Raw genomic sequence first — 17714 nt, forward strand, 5'->3', positions numbered from 1 at the left:
TAAATTATTTTCTTTTGTGTTTGATTTGATTTTTTAAAACTCGCTAAATTGTATCTTTTACGTTCGTTTTAATCCACTGCAAACAAGCTTCAAAACTGTCAAAACAATCTTCTTCTGGAATAAGATCTGGAATAATATCAATACGTTCCATCATGTAACGCGGTTGTGTAGGTACGTTGACAAATAGTACTTTGCGTCCCACACTTTTAAGATCAACTAATATATCTTCTAAAGTATATAATCCTGATTGATCGATATACTGCATTTTTTCCATACGAATAATAATTACACGTGCTGTATTGGGTAATTGCTTGGACAATGCTTGAATTTCACTTGTAGAACCAAAAAATAAAGGCCCTTTGATATGTTTGATAAATACTTCTTCTTTTAAATTGTCTGGAAAATCAATTTCGTCTTCCCAAGCTTCTTCACGCAAAGTTTTAATATCAGAGCCTTGCGCTGTAATATCACCAATCTTTTTCATAAACATCAAAGAAGCAATTACGAGACCAATTCCTACGGCATAGATTAAATCCCAAAAAGTAGACAATGCCAATACAGTGAGCATAATTAACACTTCTGAACTTAGTTGAATGGGGCCTAATTTGATATCTTTTGGCAAACTTGGAATGGCTTTCAGTCCTTTATAATCCATCACACCAATTCCTACAGTGATTAAAATTCCCGCTAAAACAGCCGCTGGAATTTGTGAAGCTACTGGTCCAAGAGCTAAAAGAATGATTAGTAAAAGTACACCTGCAATCATTCCCGATAAACGGGTTTTTCCTCCAGAATTGATATTAACTACTGTCCGAATAGTAGCTCCAGCTCCAGGAATCCCGCCGAAAATTGCACCGATAGAGTTTCCAATTCCTTGACCTACCAATTCTTTATTCGGGTTGTGTTTTGTTTTGGTCATATTATCTGCCACAACACTAGTTAAAAGAGAATCGATTGCTCCTAATAGTGCCAACGTTAATGCTGTAAATATGTATGGCGAGATACTTCCAAGGTCAAACTGAGTAAAAATTTCCATTTTAGGCATCGGAAAATCTCCAGTAATCTTTTCAATAGGTTTGTAGTTTAATCCAAAACCATATGCAATTCCAGACATAACCACAAGTGCAACAAGTGTACTAGGAATAGTCTTTGTAATCCGTTTAAAACCATAAATAATAATAATAGTTCCTAGTGCCAATAATAATTCTAGCCAATTAATGTTTTTAAGAGCTCTTGGTAATACTTTGATAGCTCCTACAACTCCCGAAGCATTATTTTTTGCTAATGTTTTGGATTCTTTTAGAATTTCTTCTTCAGTAATTGCTTTTCCTCTTTTGATGGTTTCTTCAAAATTTTCTAAAACCAGAATTCCTTCTTTTTGTTCTTCTTTAAGAATATTTTCTAGTATTACTTCTTCTGCTTGCGGCTTAAATTTTTCAACATATTCCATATCTTCTTTTGGATAATAGCCAATAGAAGGTAAAATTTGTGTAATTAAAATAATTACTCCTATCGCAGTCATAAAACCAGAAACTACTGGATAAGGTATGTATTTAATGTATTTTCCTAAACCAATGGCTCCCAAGCCAATTTGCATTATTCCAGCTAGTAAGAAAACCGTAAGAATTGCGGGTAGTGCTTTTTCAGGGTCGCCATCATTCGCAGCAATAATTCCAGCAATAACCACCATACTTACAGCCGTCATTGGAGCTGTTGGTCCTGAAATTTGAGTGTTCGTTCCTCCAAAAAGTGCAGCAAAAAAACTGATAAAAATAGCTCCATACAATCCTGCACTAGGTCCTAATCCTGAAGAAACCCCAAATGCTAGTGCTAAAGGTAAAGCTACAATTCCTGCGGTAATTCCACCAAAAGCATCACCTTTTATATTAGAGAATAAATTTTTCATAGTTGGTTGGTTTGGTATCTGTAATAGTCACATAAAAGTATTAATAAACTGTTACAATTCATTAATATCTTCTGAAATAATCCAACCTGTTTTTCCATCTATAAGGCGAATTTTTTTCCAGTTGCTGACAGTATCTAGTACTTGAACTTTTGTTCCTTCATGCAGTGTAAAAACTTCTTGACTACGTAAGTTCGGTTCTGATTTTACAATAGTTTCGGCGGCGAATACAATTGCTGGTCGATCTTGTTGCGCTTCTCCATATTCATGATATGCTATAGCAACTGTTCCTATAATAAAAAGAAATGCAATTCCACTGATTAAAAAATATATTCGCTTTTTTAAACTTTGATATGCAAATTGATATAGTAAGAACGAGATTACACAGAGAAAAGCAAAAAATACAGCAATCCACGCCCATTGATTGTATGTAAAAACATCAGTGATATTATTAACAAATTTTGAGAGTTGTGTTTTAGGTAATGGTTCAATAGCGTCAATTGTCATGTTTTTGGCAAACGCTAAATTATTTTGAATATCAGTATCATTTGGTGCCAATTGTAACGCTTTTTCAAAATAGTAAATACTTGGTCCAATTTCACTGCTTTTATAGTATGCATTTCCCAAGTTATAATAGATAGCAGCAGAGTGATTACCCGTTTCTAAAATAGATTGATATTTGGTAATTGCTTCTGGATAATTTCCTTCATTGTACGCTTTGTTTGCTTCTTCAAATAAAGCAGTATTATTTTGTCCAAAAACTAGCGTTAGACTAGAAATGAACATGAGCAAAATAAATGTAATCTTGTTTTTCATTTCTTTTTATCTACGTATTTGTTTGTCTATTTGTGAAATGGTTTGCACTGCTTTTTCATAATCTTTATGAATAGCTACGTCAGAAGCTGGTGTATAACGCGCAAATTCGCAGCTTTTCAACAACTCAATAAATTCGTCAACCGTTTGTTGATGTGCATTGCGCTCTACCAATAAACTTTGAATTTTTTCTTTACTAAATTCTGAAGTTTCTATACGTAATTTGGCTCGTAAATAGTTGTGTAGTGCGCGCTCTAGCACTTCATAAAATGCTTCTTTATCGTCTATTTTTTTCTTGGCTTCAGAAAGGTAACGTTTAGCTAAACGGTTTGCAGTACGTGTTTTATTTCCTTCTATATCATTATCATACGCTCTTTTCTTTCTTCTTGCAAATAAGATAATTGGAATAAATAAAAATGGCCCTAATAATAACGCATAGAATACATTTGATTTAAAGAAATCTTTTGCTTCTATGGCTTCTAAGTTTGCCGTTGTTTTTAAGAATTTGAATTGAGAACCACTACTCGTTACGATTTGTTTTTGCGTAGTAGATTGGTTATCAGAATTATCCACTGTAGTTGTATTTACCGGACCTTCTATTACATCAATAACAATTTCATTTGACGTAAGTGTTTTGTATTTTTTTTCCTTTGGATCAAAGTATGAAAATGAAATACTCGGAATTGGATATTTCCCTTTAAATTGAGGAACTATTGTATAGCTATCGGAGATTTTTCCTTGCATTCCTGTTATTCGTGTACTGACACGTTCAGTAAATTCCGGATCGTACACCTCAAGTGAGCTAGGCAATTTAAGTTTGGGTAATTGGAATAGTTTCAAGTTTCCTTTTCCTGACACTTCCACTGTTGCTTGAAGCGATTCTGTTGCGTTCAACGAAGTTTTACTTGCTGTAACCTCAAAATCAAAATCGCCAACAGCTCCTGAAAAATCTTCAGGTTTCCCTGCTTCAGGCAATGCTTTTACCTCAATTGTTCTACTCGCAGATGACAAAGTTTTATGTACCGTTTCATAACGTCTTCCAAAAATATCTCTTCGTTGCGTAGGCACTGAAACTTGTAAATCGATAGAAAAAGGTTCTATAACTTGTTTTCCTGTTTTTTGCGGATATAATACAAAACGTCGTAATGTTACATACGGATACGGCTCGCCATTATATGTTCCGTTTTGTGCAGTAAGTTTTGTTTCAATATTTTGGCTCCAAAAGTTCGTAAACGTAGGTTTTGATATTTCTCGATAATCATTTACATTGATTCCAGGTTTTACATATAGTTTATAGGAAATCGTTACAGGTTCATTCAAATATGGGTTTCCATTTGAGATTTCAGTTACTAAATGAATTCCTTCCGAAACCACATAATCCGCATTATTGCCATCTTTGGGTTTATCAACCGCTTTGGTAACCTCAACCGTAACAGGAAGTGTTTTATATATTTGCCCATCAATTTCAATCTGTGCTTGTTTGATTGTAAATTTCCCTTCTGCTGTAGGCTGTAAAAAATAGGTGTAGGTCTTAGAAAAAGAGCGTTGTCCGTTGTTCCATACATGATTCATAGATTGTATAGGACCAGCCGCTACACGAAATCCTGTAAATTTAGGTGCCGTAAAATTATCTCCATCCCTATCCATTTCAAAGTCTACACGCAAACGCTCATTTACGCCTAGTTTCTTTTTGCTTACTTTGGTTTCAAAAGTAACTTGAGCCGAAAGCACACTTGTGAATAGCGCAACAATAATAGTAAGTATGTATGTGTTTGTTTTCATGTATGTTTTAAACTTTAAACCTACGTGTTACAAAGTAAATTACCAGTCTTTTTCCGTTTTTACTTTGATGCCTTTTGCCTTTTTTTCATTCAACTTATCTTGTGTTTTCTTTTCAGCATTATTCATTGCTTGCAGCAAACTTTTAACTTGTTGTGGCGACAACTGATTCGGTTTGGGTTGTTTTTGTGGTTGATTATTTTGATCTTCTTTTTGATCGCCTTTATTCTGGTCTTGCTTAGGGTCTTGTTTATTTTTTTCTTTTTCTTTATCGCCTTCTCCGTCTTTATTTTTATCGTCTTTTCCTCCTTCGTCCTTTTCTTTATCGCCTTCGTTTTCTTTTTTATCGTTTTGATCTTTGCTGTCTTGATCCTTTTTATCTTGTTCTTTGTTTTCTTCTTTTTGGTCTTTGTCTTTTTTGTCCTTGTCGTCTTCTTTTGGAGGATTTTTTTCGAGCATTTCTTTCGCTAAGGCAAAATTATAGCGTGTTTCGTCATCTGTTGGATTATTTCGCAATGCATTTTTATACGCTGCTACTGCCTTTTCATATTCTTTATTTTTCATAAAGACATTGCCCATATTGTGATATGCTTTGTGTTTTTCTGCTTTTGTTAGAGCTACTTCTGAAGCCTGTTTGTAACGATTGAATGCCTGCTCATAACTTTCGTTTTGATAGTACGCATTCCCTAAATTATATTTTGCAGTTGCATTTTCGCCATCTTTTGAAATTGCCTTTCTATATTCGGCTTCAGCATCCGCGAAACTATTTTCTGCTAAAGCTTTGTTCGCATTGTACGTATAAACTTTAGATTCTTTTTTGATTTGTTCTGTTTCCTTATTTTGTCCATACATCACAGAAACCATCAATACTAAAAGTGCGAATGTTTGTTTGAAGTATTTCATGATTTTTTTTCATTAAATAAGTTCAACTTTTGCAGCCAAGCTGTTTTTCGTTCTAGTAAAAAAATGTCTATTAGTAATAGAAAAATTCCCAAGCCTAAAAACCACTGAAATTGATCTTGATATTCAGAGAATTTTTTGGCTTCAAATTCTGTTTTATTCATAGCTCCCAATTTATCTGTGATAAAATTAACAGCTGTTTCTGTTACCGTTCCATCAATATAAGCTCCGTCTCCTTCAGCAGCTATTTTTTGTAATGTTTTTTCGTTTAAACGCGTTATTACTACTTCTCCTTGAGCATCGCGCTTGTACGATTCAGTAATTCCTCTTCTTTTTATTGGAATTCGACCACCTTTTGCTGTTCCAATACCGATGGTAAAAGTTTTTATTCCTTCTTTGGTTGCTTCTTCGGCAAGCTTGGCGGCACCACTGGAATGATCTTCACCATCAGAAATGATTACCAATACTCGATTTGTTTGTTCTATATCATCGTAGTAGGTTTTTGCCAAACGTATTGCATCATCAATGGCTGTTCCTTGCGATGATAGCATATCTGTATTGAGGTTTGATAAAAACATTTTTGCCGCAGAAAAATCGGTGGTTATTGGTAATTGTGGCACTGCTCTTCCCGCATACGCAATGATTCCGATACGATCGCTTCCTAAATTGTTAATAATCTCTGATACGATTCGCTTTGCTTTGTCTATACGACTTGGGGAAATATCTTCAGCTAACATACTTTTAGAGACATCTACAGCAAAAACAATATCAACTCCTTCACGCTTTACTGTTTCTAGTTTGGTTCCTATTTTAGGGTTTACTAATGCTACTACCAGTGAAGCTATCGCCAAACACCAAATAATCAATTTTAGTATAGGTTTGAATGTTGATTTTTCGGGACTCAAGCGTTCTAACAATTGTTTGTTAGCAAATGTTCTCTGTGCTTTTCGTTTCCATAACTGCAAGAGAATATAAACCAACACTACAATAGGGATGATGATGAGTAAGTAAAAATATTTTTTTTCTTCTAACATAGTTCGCTTTAGATAAAACTTCTAAATACCGTAGTACGTAATACTATTTCTATCAATAGTAATATACCCGCAAAGAAGACAAAAATTCGAAATTTCTCTTCATAGTTGGTATATCTAAATTCTTCTATTTCTGTTTTTTCTAATTTATTAATCTCCTCGTAGATTTCGGCTAATTTTTTGCTATTGGTCGCCCTAAAGTATTTTCCTCCTGTTGTTTGTGCAATTTCCTGCAAGAGCTTTTCGTCAATTTCTACTTGCATGTTACGAAACATGATTGTTCCGTCAGGATTTAACGCAAACGGAGTGGAAGCCATTCCGTTAGTTCCAATTCCAATTGTATAGGTTTTAATGCCATATTCTAACGCTAGTTCTGACGCAATTTGCGGCTCAATAAATCCTGCATTATTCACACCATCTGTTAACAGAATAATTACTTTACTTTTTGCTTTACTGTCTTTTAAACGGTTTACAGCAGTCGCCAGTCCCATACCAATTGCTGTTCCACCAACTAATTCTCCATGCTCATACTTGATGTCTTTTAAAGCATTTTGAATGATGTTTTTATCTGTCGTAATTGGTGTTTTCGTAAAACTTTCTCCTGCATATACTACCAAACCAATTCGATCGCTTGGGCGACCATCAATAAATTCAGCAGCAACACGTTTCAATGCACTTAAACGATTGGGTTTCAAATCACGTGCTAACATACTCGCTGACACATCAATTGCCATCACAATATCAATTCCTTTATTGGTTTTGATTCGTGTAGATACTTCTTTGGTTTGTGGTCGCGCCAATGCTGTAATTAAGGCTACAAGTGCCAACAATCGCAATATAAAGAGTATCGGTTTTAGTTTGGGTAATATGCTTGGTGTCGTTTTGAAGCCTTGTAAACTTGACATTTTTACAGCTGCTAGTTGCTTCGGTTTTTTCCAAACATACCATACTATTGCTAATGGAATAAACAATAGCAACCAAAAAAACTCTGGATGTGCAAAACTGTAATTTCCTATCATTGTTGTTCCTCCTCTGTTTGTGTCATTGAATTTAACACTCGTTCTACTATGTCTTTTCCTTCTTCATCTTTTTCAGCATACATGAATTTGAGAATTTGTATTCCACGTCCTTCTTCAAAAATATAGACTTCATAAGCTCTGTCATTGGTGCCTCCTAATGGACTAACTTCATCCACAAAAGTTCCTGTTCCATACATTTTAAGTCCTTTGATTCCTTGTGGTGATTCAAATTCATCATATTTCACTATCAGTTCAGTAGCCCCATTATCTTCAAATCCCTTTAATATTTGATTGCCAATATCATCTAATGTAATTTCTGGTTTTTGCGTAAAAGTGACCAATTCTAATACTATTGAAAGTGGCGCCAAATGGCTTTGATAAGCAAAAATATCCGTTTGTACAGGAGCTGGCACAGAATCATTGCTCTGAATTGGTGTAATACGTTTTAATACCTTAGGCGTTGCAATTGTGAATCCTGCAGCTCCATAACGACTTGTTATCCACTCGCCTTCGGAAAGATCACTCATAGAATGACCGATATAAGTGTTTTCTTTTACATAGTTGAGAACAGCGTAACCAATCAATCCTCCAAAAACAATAATCATTGCAGCCACGCCAATAACTGTATTTCTAAAACGTCGTTTTTTACGTTGTTGTTCTAGTAATCGTAGTTGATATTCTTCGTCTTTTTTGCGTTCTTCTTCTGAGATTTCTGGAATTGCTTCTTTTGTTTCTACAACGATATTTTCTACCAGATTACGATCTGCTTTTACAACGGCATCGTCGGGTTTTGATTTTGCAAATTTTACCAAATCTGCCGTTTGCAAGACATTTTTTAGATTTTTGATTGTTTCATCTTTCAATGCCAAATATCCTGCGTCTTTTTGTGCTTCAATTTTACGAATAAGTTCTTCTGTGGTACTTTCGAGTGCATCAATATGAACTTCTTCTTCAATATATTGTCGAACAATATTGGTTAGTTCTGAATAGTAATCCTTGTATTCTGATTTGAGTAAAAGTGTGGATTTATCCAACTCATTTAATTGGAGTAGAGCACGGTCATATGGAGGAATTTCCGCTTTCTTTTTTTTCTTCTTTTTTGGCTTGAGCTGAAACACAAAGTAGTAGAAGTACAATCCGAAAGCTATCAACAGTCCTAAAACTAGTAAGAAATACTTCCACCAATCGCTGCTGGTTTTTTCAACAGAAACTAATGATTTTATTTCATACATTTTCTGCTTGAGTGTATCAACAGCAACATCGGCCACAGCAACACGAATCGAATCTGTAAAAAATGGCTTATTATTAATTAATACAACTTGTTTTGGAATATAATAAGAACCAGAATCAAATTGCGTCACACCATATTTTTTGATAAGATTGTATTTGGCATCTTTTTTTAGCGTGTCTACTTGATACGATTCCAACAATTCTAGCGGCAAAAAAATGTTTTCACCTTCCGGAAAAACTATGCTCGCTGTAGAATCTGCTTCCACAGCAATGGTAAGTTTTATTTCTTCTCCAATTTTTATTTGTGTAGAATCTACCTGAGCTGTGACATTTTGAGCATATGTACTTGTTAATGCACACAAGAAAAAAAGCACTACAAACCCAATCATTTGAAGAAATGATTCCTGTTTTTTTAAGGTATGTACTTTTAAATTTGTCATTCTCAATTCACAATTCTTCATTCGTTAGCCTCTTCGTTTAAAATAGCCTAATAATTTTTTCACATAACTTTCGTCAACTCTTGTACTTAATGCGCCTGCGCCACTTCTCGAAAATAATTCTTGAAAATAGTTGACTTTATCTTGATAGAATTTTGCGTAATTTTTTCGCACTGTTTTTGAACTCGTATTCACCAGCATGGTTTCCCCTGTTTCACTATCTAACATTTGCACAATTCCTAAATTTGGAATTTCTTCTTCACGCTTGTCATAAATTCGAATCCCTGTAAGGTCATGTTTTTTGGCTGCAATCTTAAGTGTTTGTTCATATTCGTCAGTAATAAAATCTGAAAGAATAAATACAATTGCTTTTTTCTTCATCACACTTGACAAGAATCGCAATGCTTGTGAAATATCCGTTTTGGTACTTTTGGGAGTAAATTCAAGCAACTCGCGAATAATGCGTAATACGTGCGATTTTCCTTTTTTAGGAGGAATGAACAATTCAATTTCGTCAGAAAACAAAATCAATCCAACCTTGTCATTATTTTGCATCGCTGAAAATGCCAACGTTGCAGAAATTTCTGTAATGGTTTCATTTTTAAACTGTTCGTTTGTTCCAAAAAGTTCCGAACCTGATACATCTACCATCAACATCATGGTAAGTTCGCGCTCTTCTTCAAATACTTTTACAAAAGGTTCATTGTAGCGTGCAGTTACATTCCAATCGATATTTCGCACATCGTCACCAAATTGATATTGACGTACTTCACTAAACGTCATTCCGCGACCTTTGAAAGTAGAATGATATTCTCCTCCAAAAATATGATCGCTCAAACGGCGCGTTTTAATTTCTATTTTGCGAACTTTTTTTAGTAACTCTTTCGTGTCCATCACTTCATTTCCGATTGTAGATTTTTGATAGGCGATTTAAAAAATCGTACTTCTAAATTCTAAAATCCTATGGTACTTCTATTTCGTTAACGATTTTGTTGATGATTTCTTCAGAAGTGATATTTTCAGCTTCAGCTTCGTAGGTAATTCCAATTCTATGGCGCAATACATCGTGTACAACAGCGCGTACATCTTCTGGAATTACATAGCCTCTTCGTTTGATAAATGCATAACAACGAGCCGCATTTCCAAGATTAATACTCCCACGAGGCGATGCTCCAAAACTGATTAATGGCTTGAGTTCTTCTAATTTATATTTTTCTGGATAACGTGTCGCAAAGATGATATCAAGAATGTATTTTTCGATCTTTTCATCCATGTAAACTTCTTTTACCGCTTCTTGGGCTTTGATAATTTGATCAACAGAAACCACAGGATTTACACGATCAAAACCACCATTTAAGTTAGCACGCATGATGAGTTGTTCTTCATCCATTTTTGGATAATCAATCACCGTTTTTAGCATAAAACGGTCTACTTGAGCCTCTGGCAACGGGTATGTACCTTCTTGTTCCACAGGGTTTTGCGTTGCCATTACTAAGAATGGCTTATCAAGGATAAATGTTTCGTCTCCAATAGTTACTTGCTTTTCTTGCATAGCTTCTAGCAAAGCCGATTGTACTTTGGCAGGCGCACGGTTAATTTCATCTGCCAGCACGAAGTTGGCGAAGATTGGTCCTTTTTTAATAGAAAAATCATTTTCTTTCATGTTGTAAATCAACGTTCCTACAACATCTGCTGGAAGTAAATCGGGCGTAAACTGAATTCTACTAAAACTTCCTTGCACCGCCTTACTTAAGGTATTTATAGCCAAGGTTTTTGCCAATCCAGGAACACCTTCTAACAAAATATGTCCTTTTCCAAGCAAACCGATTAAAAGTCGTTCTACCATGTGCTTTTGCCCAACAATTACCTTATTCATTTCAAAGGTTAGCAGGTCAATGAAGGCACTTTCTTTTTCTATTTTCTCGCTGATTGCTCTAATATCTATCGTATCTTCCATTTGGGTACTTTTTTGTGGCGTGAATTTACTAATCACATTTAAACGTTGCAAATTGTTAAAATTATTCGTGGATTGCTGTTAATAATTGGTTAAAATATTTAGGATAATTTATATATTGAAGCCTTTAAAACTCAAAAGTGAAGTTCGTTACCAACTCTCTCATTTTTTTGTTGATAACTCAGCGTAATACAGGCTTGAAATTTATAACAAATATTGCCTTTTTGAATCTTTTTTTATGGAATTATCAGTTTTAGACTATAGTCTTATTTTTGGATTTTTTGCGATTGTTTTGGGAATCGGAATCTATGTATCCAAAACTTCAGGAAAAAATAGTACCGAATATTTTTTATCGGGACGCAACATGCCTTGGTGGATTTTAGGAGTTTCCATGGTAGCCACTACATTTTCGACAGACACCCCAAATTTTGTAACTGACATTGTCCGTAAAGATGGTGTTTCGTCCAACTGGATGTGGTGGGCATTTCTAATTACAGGGTTATTGACTGTTTTTGTGTATGCTAAATTATGGAGAAAATCGAATGTGGCTACCGACATTGAGTTTTATGAATTGCGTTACGGCGGAAAACCTGCCAAATTCCTACGTTGGTTTCGAGCAATGTATCTTGGCGTTATTTTTAATGTTTTTGCAATGGCTGGTGTTACCTTAGCTGCTATAAAAATTGGCTCCGTAATGCTTGGTTTACAGCCGTGGGAAACTGTAGTATATGCCGGATTAATTACCGTCATTTTTAGTGCTATTGGCGGATTTAAAGGAGTTATCTACACCGATTTTCTATTGTTTTTTGTCGCAATGGCTGGTGCAATTGGCGCTGCGTATTATTGTGTAAACCTTCCCGAAGTTGGTGGATTGGAAAAATTGATTACGCATGAAAATGTAACAAATAAGCTCAATATTTTTCCAGATTTTAATAATACCGAAATATTAATTACTCTTATTATCATTCCGCTAGCAGTACAATGGTGGAGTACGTGGTTTCCTGGCGCAGAACCTGGCGGCGGCGGTTATATTGCACAACGAATGTTAGCAGCGAAAGATGAAAATCATGCAATCGGCGCTACATTTTTCTTCAATATTATGCACTATGCCTTGCGTCCCTGGCCTTGGATTTTAGTCGCATTGGCTTCATTGATTGTTTTTCCTGATTTAGAAAGTATTCGTGAAGCATTTCCTAGCATTACCGATGATAAATTGGGGCACGATGTTGCCTATTCTGCCATGTTAACCAAGCTACCTAGTGGACTTTTAGGATTGGTATTAGCATCTTTAGTTGCTGCATACATGTCTACCATTTCGACACACTTAAATTGGGGATCATCGTATGTTGTAAACGATTTCTACAAGCAAACTATCAACAAAAATGCTTCTGAAAAAGAATTGGTCAATGTAGGGCGAATTTCAACAATCATTTTAATGACTTTAAGTGCCTTTTTTGCATTGGCTCTGCAAAATGCAAGTCAGCTTTTTGACATTATTATCATGTTCGGTGCAGGAACAGGGCTGATTTTTATTTTACGCTGGTTTTGGTGGCGTATCAATGCATGGAGTGAAATTTCGGCTATGATTGCTTCAGGTATAATCTCTATATTATTTAAAATGACTGCTGTTGGAGAAATTCTTTTTACACATCAAAATGAAGCAGGAGAAACGGTACAAGGATGGATGCCAAGTTACATGCAATTTCCATTGGTTGTACTAATCACCACAATTATTTGGCTTACAGTTACCTATCTAACACAACCAGAAACGAAAGAAACACTATTCAATTTTTACAGAAAAATACAACCTGGCGGACCTGGCTGGCAAAAAACGATTGCAGAAGCGAAAGCAGCAAATACAGAAATTGTTACCGATACTAAAGCGTGGAATGTCCCTTCAGGGATTTTGGCAATGGTTGTGGCAATGATTTTCATTTACAGTATCATGTTTGCCACAGGTTATTGGATTTATGGCGAAACTGTACTTGCGATAGGTTTATCTGTTACAGCATTGATTGCAGGATTCATATTAACTAAACTTTGGAAAAAAATTCGAGCGTCCATTTTTTAAATTCATTGCTTGCTAAGCAGCAACCTATTTGCTATTTTTTATGTTTTGACATTTTATTGAGCTAAACTGAATAGGTTATCCTAACAGTACCAAATAAATTTGTGAGATTCTGAAACAAGTTTTGAATGGCGCAGAATCTATAATTCAAATTCGTATTTTTATACAAATTTTTAAGACTGTGCACACACATTATTCAAGAATTATTGCCGGTACCATGACTTGGGGAATTTGGGGCAAACAATTGTCCTCTTCGCAAATGGAAAACTTGATGCATCATTGTATAAACGCTGGAATTACAACATTTGATCACGCAGATATTTATGGCGGTTATACTACTGAAGCTGACTTTGGAAACGCATTTGCGCAAAGCGGAATTGATCGTGACAACATTCAACTGATTTCTAAATGCGGTATTCAGTATGAAGCAGAAACTCGCCAAAATAGAATTAAGCATTATGATTATTCTTCTGAATACATTATTTGGTCTGTGGAAACTTCATTAAAAAATCTACAAACCGAATATTTAGATTTGTTATTACTGCATCGACCAAGTCCGTTGATGCATCCGGAAGAAGTTTCAAAAGCAATCGACAAATTAAAATCACAAGGAAAAATCAAAGATTTTGGAGTTTCTAACTTTACGCCGTCACAAATGACCATGATTAGTACCAAAAATGACATTTCCGCCAATCAAATTCAGTTTTCCTTGACTGATTTTGACGCTATGCATAATGGAACGCTTGATTACATGATTACGAATTCCATATTACCAATGGCATGGCAACCCTTAGGAACAATTTTTAGAGAAAAAAATGAGCAAACCGATCGAATTCATATAATTTTAAATCAGCTCACGCAAAAATATAATGCGACCAAAGATCAATTAATCTTAGCATGGATTTTAAAACATCCTGCCAACGTACATCCTGTAATTGGAACTGCTACGCCTGAGCGAATTACCAATGCTGCAAAAGCTGTTGAAATTGAGTTGGATTTGCAAGATTGGTTTACATTGTTAGTAGAAAGCCAAGGACACAAAGTTCCGTAGCTTCGCAGTTGTTAGTATTGAGATGTTAGAATTGAGATTTTTAGTTTAATTTTTAAAGATTCCCGCCTGCGCGGGAAATGAAATATGAAAAAAACAGCTTTTATTACTGGTGCTACCAGTGGAATTGGACGTGAAATTGCACGCCAATTTGCCAAACATGAACTTCGTTTGATTCTTTGTGGACGTAGGCAAGAACGTTTAGACGAATTGCAACAAGAACTGAGTTCAAAAACTGATGTTCATACTTTAAATTTTGACGTACGTAATCGCCAGAAAGTAGTAGCTGCTATCAGTTCGTTGCCTGAAGATTTCAAAACCATTGATATTTTAATCAATAATGCAGGAAATGCGCATGGTTTAGATCCAATACAAAACGGGAGCTTGGACGATTGGGATGCAATGCTAGACATCAATGTAAAAGGGTTATTATATGTGAGTAAAGCAATTATTCCACAAATGGTGGCCCGAAATTCAGGTCATATCTTGAATATTGGTTCTACGGCGGGAAAAGAAGTCTATCCGAACGGAAATGTGTATTGTGCGAGTAAACATGCGGTTGATGCGCTCAATCAAGGCATGCGGATTGATTTGAATGCACATGGGATTCGCGTGGGCGCAATAAATCCTGGCTTGGTAGAAACCGAATTTAGCGATGTGCGTTTCAAAGGAAATTCCGAGCGTGCCGAGAAAGTGTATCAAGGATATCAACCGTTAACACCTCAAGATGTGGCGGAAATTGCCTATTTTATAATTTCAAGACCGTCACATGTCAATATAGCAGACTTAATGGTAATGTGTACAGCGCAAGCGTCGAGTACAATCGTAAAAAAATCGTGATGCAAAACAGGCTGCTTCTGTCATGGTTGAATTTATCATCTAAATATACCAATAATACACTTTTATTAGATGTTCTTTGGGAAGAAATTCACAAAAAATACAGTTCTAAAAAAAGACATTATCACAATTTACAACATATACACCATATGTTGGATTTAGCCACAAACGATCAAGCTGATTTACACGATTATGACATCATCTTATTTGCCATTTGGTATCATGATGTAATTTATAATGCTCGCAAGAACAATAATGAGGAGAAAAGTGCTCTTTTTGCTCAAAAAAGGCTTAAAAGCTTAAAAATAGAGTCCAAACGAATTGAAAGCTGCGCAAATTTGATTATTTCTACCAAAAAACACGAAATCATCAATACGAACAATCAAGATAATGCCTATCTTTTGGACTGGGATTTGGCAATTTTAGGAACACCTTGGGAAGTATATCAATTGTACACTCAAAAAATTCGAAGAGAATATGCTGTTTTCCCTGATTTTATGTATAAGAAAGGACGAAAAAAAGTATTGCATCATTTTCTAAAACGTCCAAAAATCTATTTTACCGAAAAATACCACGAGTTATGGGAAACCATTGCTAGAGAAAATATTCAAAACGAATTACTATTACTATGATTAATAAGCGCCTTTTGATTAAAAACTTACTCGCTCACAACGATGAGAATAGTTTTTATGATAAAAAGCGAAAGTTGAACATTGGTGAAAAAGAAGGAAAAGCAAAGTTTCTCAAACATATTTGTGCATTATCCAATAGCAATCCGGAGAACAATTCATACATCGTAATTGGTGTGGAAGATGAAGACAATAAAATTGTTGGAGTTGATTTTTTTGATGATAGTAAAATTCAGAATCTTATCAATGCCTATTTGGTCAATCCTCCAATTGTTCAATATGAAAACGTTTACTTTCCACATTTACCCAAAGGAAAAGTAGTCGGTTTGGTAACCATTCGATCAAAAGGAAAAATAACATCCCTCCGAAAGAATATCTGGAAATATTATGGTGGCTCAGTATTTTTTCGTGATGGAAGCATTTCAATGCCTAAAGTATTTGATATAGAAATTAAAGATGTTAATTCTGAAATTGTGTATAACATTGAAAAAAATGCACAAAATAACATCAAACTCACTTTAGATAGTGTTATCAACTTTATTAATAATGAACACAAAGATCTTGAATCATACTATCAAGTTTTCAAAGAACAATTTATCGTTTGTTGGGCGGGAATTAAACAAAAAAAGAAGGATAAAATATTTTATTCGAGAGTTGATATTGAGTTAATTAACGAACAAGTAAAACTATTCTATTCTGCGCTAGATCAGGTTGAGATTACGTATAACGAAGACGTTTTTACGATTATTGAATATGTGCCTCTAGGCTTACAGAATAAATACAAATACTATCCTTTAGAAAAAGTCACAATTACCTTTCAACCTAATGGAATGTATAATATGAATAGCAACTTGATTTTTGAAGCTCCACAATTTGACAAAAAAACACTACATCATATATACAATACCAATAATACTATTTTAGAAAAATTACAAAAAAGTATTCCAATTAACGAGAATGAAGATTATGATTTGCGCAACCTACCAGCTACATACATGATTTGTTATTTAAATGGTTTTCATGAAGCAAAAGATAAACTAGATCAAGCTGGTCCGTTATTAAAAATGTACGATAAGGATATTTACGAACTCTACAAAGCAACGATTCGTATTTTACGAAAAATCAAATACAGTTAATTTGTACTTTTGTACTATGAAGCAAAATATTCGAGTAGCTGTTGACGCTGTTGTATTTGGTTACAAAAACGATGAACTAAATGTTCTACTAATTAAAAGAAAAGTAGCTCCATTTCAAGGTTCATGGGCAATTCCTGGTGGGCTAGTTAAAGAAGAAGAAAGTTTGGAAACTGCCGTAGAACGTGAATTGAAAGAAGAAACCAATGTTACAATTGATTATTTAGAGCAACTTTATTCATTTGGAGCGCCTAATCGAGATCCGCGAAATCGTGTCATTTCCGTAGCATACTTTGCATTAGTTAAACCTTCTCATCACGATATCAAAGCGGATACTGACGCACAAGATGTCGCTTGGTTTCCTACTAATAACTTGCCCAAACTCGCCTTTGATCACGATATAATTTTAGAAAAAGCAAAAACTCGCTTACGAAATAAACTCACTTACGAACCTATTGGTTTTGACCTTCTGTCAACTAAATTTCTCTTTTCTGATTTAGAAAAACTATACATGACCATATTAGAGAAAAAAATTGATCGCAGAAACTTTCGCAAAAAAATTATGAGCTTTGACATTTTAGAAGAACTCGACGAAAAAGTCTCTGAAGGGCGCGGGCGACCAGCCAATTTGTTTAAATTCAACAAAAAACAATACTTCAAGCTTCAAAAAGAAGGTTTCTTGTTTGATATTAAGTAATTTACTTTAATCTCAGTACTTATTCGTTTTTTCAGTTGTCACATCGAGTATTATTGAGATTAAAATATCTTTCAATAAAATAACAGTAGCGTGCCCGTAAACAGTCAGACTCTCGGCTATATCTTATTTTGAAGTTTGTCATTGCGAGACAAATTACCAATTTGTTGGGGCAATCTGTTTCTCCTAGATGCAGATTACTTCGTCGCAAACTCCTCGTAATGACGTATCAAAACAAA

General features: G+C 34.9%; 15 protein-coding genes. 6 read left to right on the forward strand and 9 right to left on the reverse strand.

What is annotated here, in order from left to right:
• Positions 1 to 43: 43 nt before the first annotated feature.
• From AA088_RS02125 to AA088_RS02165, 9 genes are all read right to left on the reverse strand, one after another.
• On the reverse strand, positions 44 to 1906 hold the full coding sequence (locus tag AA088_RS02125) for a SulP family inorganic anion transporter (RefSeq protein WP_046743307.1): 1863 nt from the start codon (positions 1904 to 1906) through the stop codon (positions 44 to 46).
• A gap of 51 nt (positions 1907 to 1957) precedes the next feature.
• Positions 1958 to 2719: a tetratricopeptide repeat protein gene (locus tag AA088_RS02130; protein WP_046743308.1), complete on the reverse strand. Its 762-nt coding sequence runs from the start codon at positions 2717 to 2719 to the stop codon at positions 1958 to 1960.
• 6 nt (positions 2720 to 2725) lie between these two features.
• Positions 2726 to 4498 carry a BatD family protein gene (locus AA088_RS02135; RefSeq protein ID WP_046743309.1) on the reverse strand — a complete coding sequence of 591 codons (1773 nt, stop codon included), beginning with the start codon at positions 4496 to 4498 and terminating at the stop codon, positions 2726 to 2728.
• A gap of 39 nt (positions 4499 to 4537) precedes the next feature.
• Positions 4538 to 5398 (reverse strand): tetratricopeptide repeat protein, encoded by an 861-nt coding sequence (locus tag AA088_RS02140; RefSeq protein WP_046743310.1) that lies wholly within the window; start codon positions 5396 to 5398, stop codon positions 4538 to 4540.
• Positions 5395 to 6429: a vWA domain-containing protein gene (locus AA088_RS02145; protein ID WP_046743311.1), complete on the reverse strand. Its 1035-nt coding sequence runs from the start codon at positions 6427 to 6429 to the stop codon at positions 5395 to 5397. Before AA088_RS02145 ends, AA088_RS02140 begins: the two co-directional genes overlap by 4 nt.
• Before the next feature lie 8 nt (positions 6430 to 6437).
• Positions 6438 to 7445: a vWA domain-containing protein gene (locus AA088_RS02150; protein ID WP_046743312.1), complete on the reverse strand. Its 1008-nt coding sequence runs from the start codon at positions 7443 to 7445 to the stop codon at positions 6438 to 6440.
• Positions 7442 to 9136, reverse strand: coding sequence for a hypothetical protein (locus tag AA088_RS02155; protein WP_064972157.1), 1695 nt, complete (start codon positions 9134 to 9136; stop codon positions 7442 to 7444). Before AA088_RS02155 ends, AA088_RS02150 begins: the two co-directional genes overlap by 4 nt.
• A gap of 3 nt (positions 9137 to 9139) precedes the next feature.
• Complete coding sequence (locus AA088_RS02160) at positions 9140 to 10006, reverse strand: DUF58 domain-containing protein (protein ID WP_046743518.1); 867 nt, start codon at positions 10004 to 10006, stop codon at positions 9140 to 9142.
• Positions 10007 to 10073: 67 nt separating this feature from the next.
• Entirely contained in the window at positions 10074 to 11069 is a 996-nt protein-coding gene (locus AA088_RS02165) for an AAA family ATPase (RefSeq protein ID WP_046743519.1), read from the reverse strand.
• Between the two features lie 235 nt (positions 11070 to 11304).
• Between AA088_RS02165 and AA088_RS02170 the strand changes: the two genes are divergently transcribed.
• The 6 genes from AA088_RS02170 to AA088_RS02195 all read left to right on the forward strand — a co-directional run bounded on the left by AA088_RS02170 (position 11305) and on the right by AA088_RS02195 (position 17478).
• Complete coding sequence (locus AA088_RS02170) at positions 11305 to 13137, forward strand: sodium:solute symporter family protein (protein ID WP_046743313.1); 1833 nt, start codon at positions 11305 to 11307, stop codon at positions 13135 to 13137.
• A 178-nt stretch (positions 13138 to 13315) separates the two neighbouring features.
• Entirely contained in the window at positions 13316 to 14185 is an 870-nt protein-coding gene (locus AA088_RS02175) for an aldo/keto reductase (protein WP_082106535.1), read from the forward strand.
• Positions 14186 to 14269: 84 nt separating this feature from the next.
• Positions 14270 to 15022, forward strand: coding sequence for an SDR family NAD(P)-dependent oxidoreductase (locus AA088_RS02180; protein ID WP_046743314.1), 753 nt, complete (start codon positions 14270 to 14272; stop codon positions 15020 to 15022).
• On the forward strand, positions 15022 to 15651 hold the full coding sequence (locus AA088_RS02185) for an HD domain-containing protein (RefSeq protein ID WP_046743315.1): 630 nt from the start codon (positions 15022 to 15024) through the stop codon (positions 15649 to 15651). Before AA088_RS02180 ends, AA088_RS02185 begins: the two co-directional genes overlap by 1 nt.
• Positions 15648 to 16784: an ATP-binding protein gene (locus AA088_RS02190; RefSeq protein ID WP_046743316.1), complete on the forward strand. Its 1137-nt coding sequence runs from the start codon at positions 15648 to 15650 to the stop codon at positions 16782 to 16784. Before AA088_RS02185 ends, AA088_RS02190 begins: the two co-directional genes overlap by 4 nt.
• Positions 16785 to 16800: 16 nt before the next feature.
• The gene (locus AA088_RS02195) at positions 16801 to 17478 is read left to right on the forward strand and encodes an NUDIX hydrolase (protein ID WP_046743317.1); all 678 of its coding nucleotides are present in this window, start codon (positions 16801 to 16803) and stop codon (positions 17476 to 17478) included.
• Positions 17479 to 17714: the final 236 nt, after the last annotated feature.

The sequence above is a fragment of the Kordia zhangzhouensis genome (assembly GCF_001005305.1).
Taxonomy (GTDB): domain Bacteria; phylum Bacteroidota; class Bacteroidia; order Flavobacteriales; family Flavobacteriaceae; genus Kordia; species Kordia zhangzhouensis.

What these genes read in the sequence shown, in the direction of transcription:
- AA088_RS02125 (WP_046743307.1), bottom strand. Translation starts at nt 1,906, where the DNA reads ATGAAAAATTTATTCTCTAATATAAAAGGTGATGCTTTTGGTGGAATT.
- AA088_RS02130 (WP_046743308.1), bottom strand. Translation starts at nt 2,719, where the DNA reads ATGAAAAACAAGATTACATTTATTTTGCTCATGTTCATTTCTAGTCTA.
- AA088_RS02135 (WP_046743309.1), bottom strand. Translation starts at nt 4,498, where the DNA reads ATGAAAACAAACACATACATACTTACTATTATTGTTGCGCTATTCACA.
- AA088_RS02140 (WP_046743310.1), bottom strand. Translation starts at nt 5,398, where the DNA reads ATGAAATACTTCAAACAAACATTCGCACTTTTAGTATTGATGGTTTCT.
- AA088_RS02145 (WP_046743311.1), bottom strand. Translation starts at nt 6,429, where the DNA reads ATGTTAGAAGAAAAAAAATATTTTTACTTACTCATCATCATCCCTATT.
- AA088_RS02150 (WP_046743312.1), bottom strand. Translation starts at nt 7,445, where the DNA reads ATGATAGGAAATTACAGTTTTGCACATCCAGAGTTTTTTTGGTTGCTA.
- AA088_RS02155 (WP_064972157.1), bottom strand. Translation starts at nt 9,136, where the DNA reads ATGAAGAATTGTGAATTGAGAATGACAAATTTAAAAGTACATACCTTA.
- AA088_RS02160 (WP_046743518.1), bottom strand. Translation starts at nt 10,006, where the DNA reads ATGGACACGAAAGAGTTACTAAAAAAAGTTCGCAAAATAGAAATTAAA.
- AA088_RS02165 (WP_046743519.1), bottom strand. Translation starts at nt 11,069, where the DNA reads ATGGAAGATACGATAGATATTAGAGCAATCAGCGAGAAAATAGAAAAA.
- AA088_RS02170 (WP_046743313.1), top strand. Translation starts at nt 11,305, where the DNA reads ATGGAATTATCAGTTTTAGACTATAGTCTTATTTTTGGATTTTTTGCG.
- AA088_RS02180 (WP_046743314.1), top strand. Translation starts at nt 14,270, where the DNA reads ATGAAAAAAACAGCTTTTATTACTGGTGCTACCAGTGGAATTGGACGT.
- AA088_RS02185 (WP_046743315.1), top strand. Translation starts at nt 15,022, where the DNA reads ATGCAAAACAGGCTGCTTCTGTCATGGTTGAATTTATCATCTAAATAT.
- AA088_RS02190 (WP_046743316.1), top strand. Translation starts at nt 15,648, where the DNA reads ATGATTAATAAGCGCCTTTTGATTAAAAACTTACTCGCTCACAACGAT.
- AA088_RS02195 (WP_046743317.1), top strand. Translation starts at nt 16,801, where the DNA reads ATGAAGCAAAATATTCGAGTAGCTGTTGACGCTGTTGTATTTGGTTAC.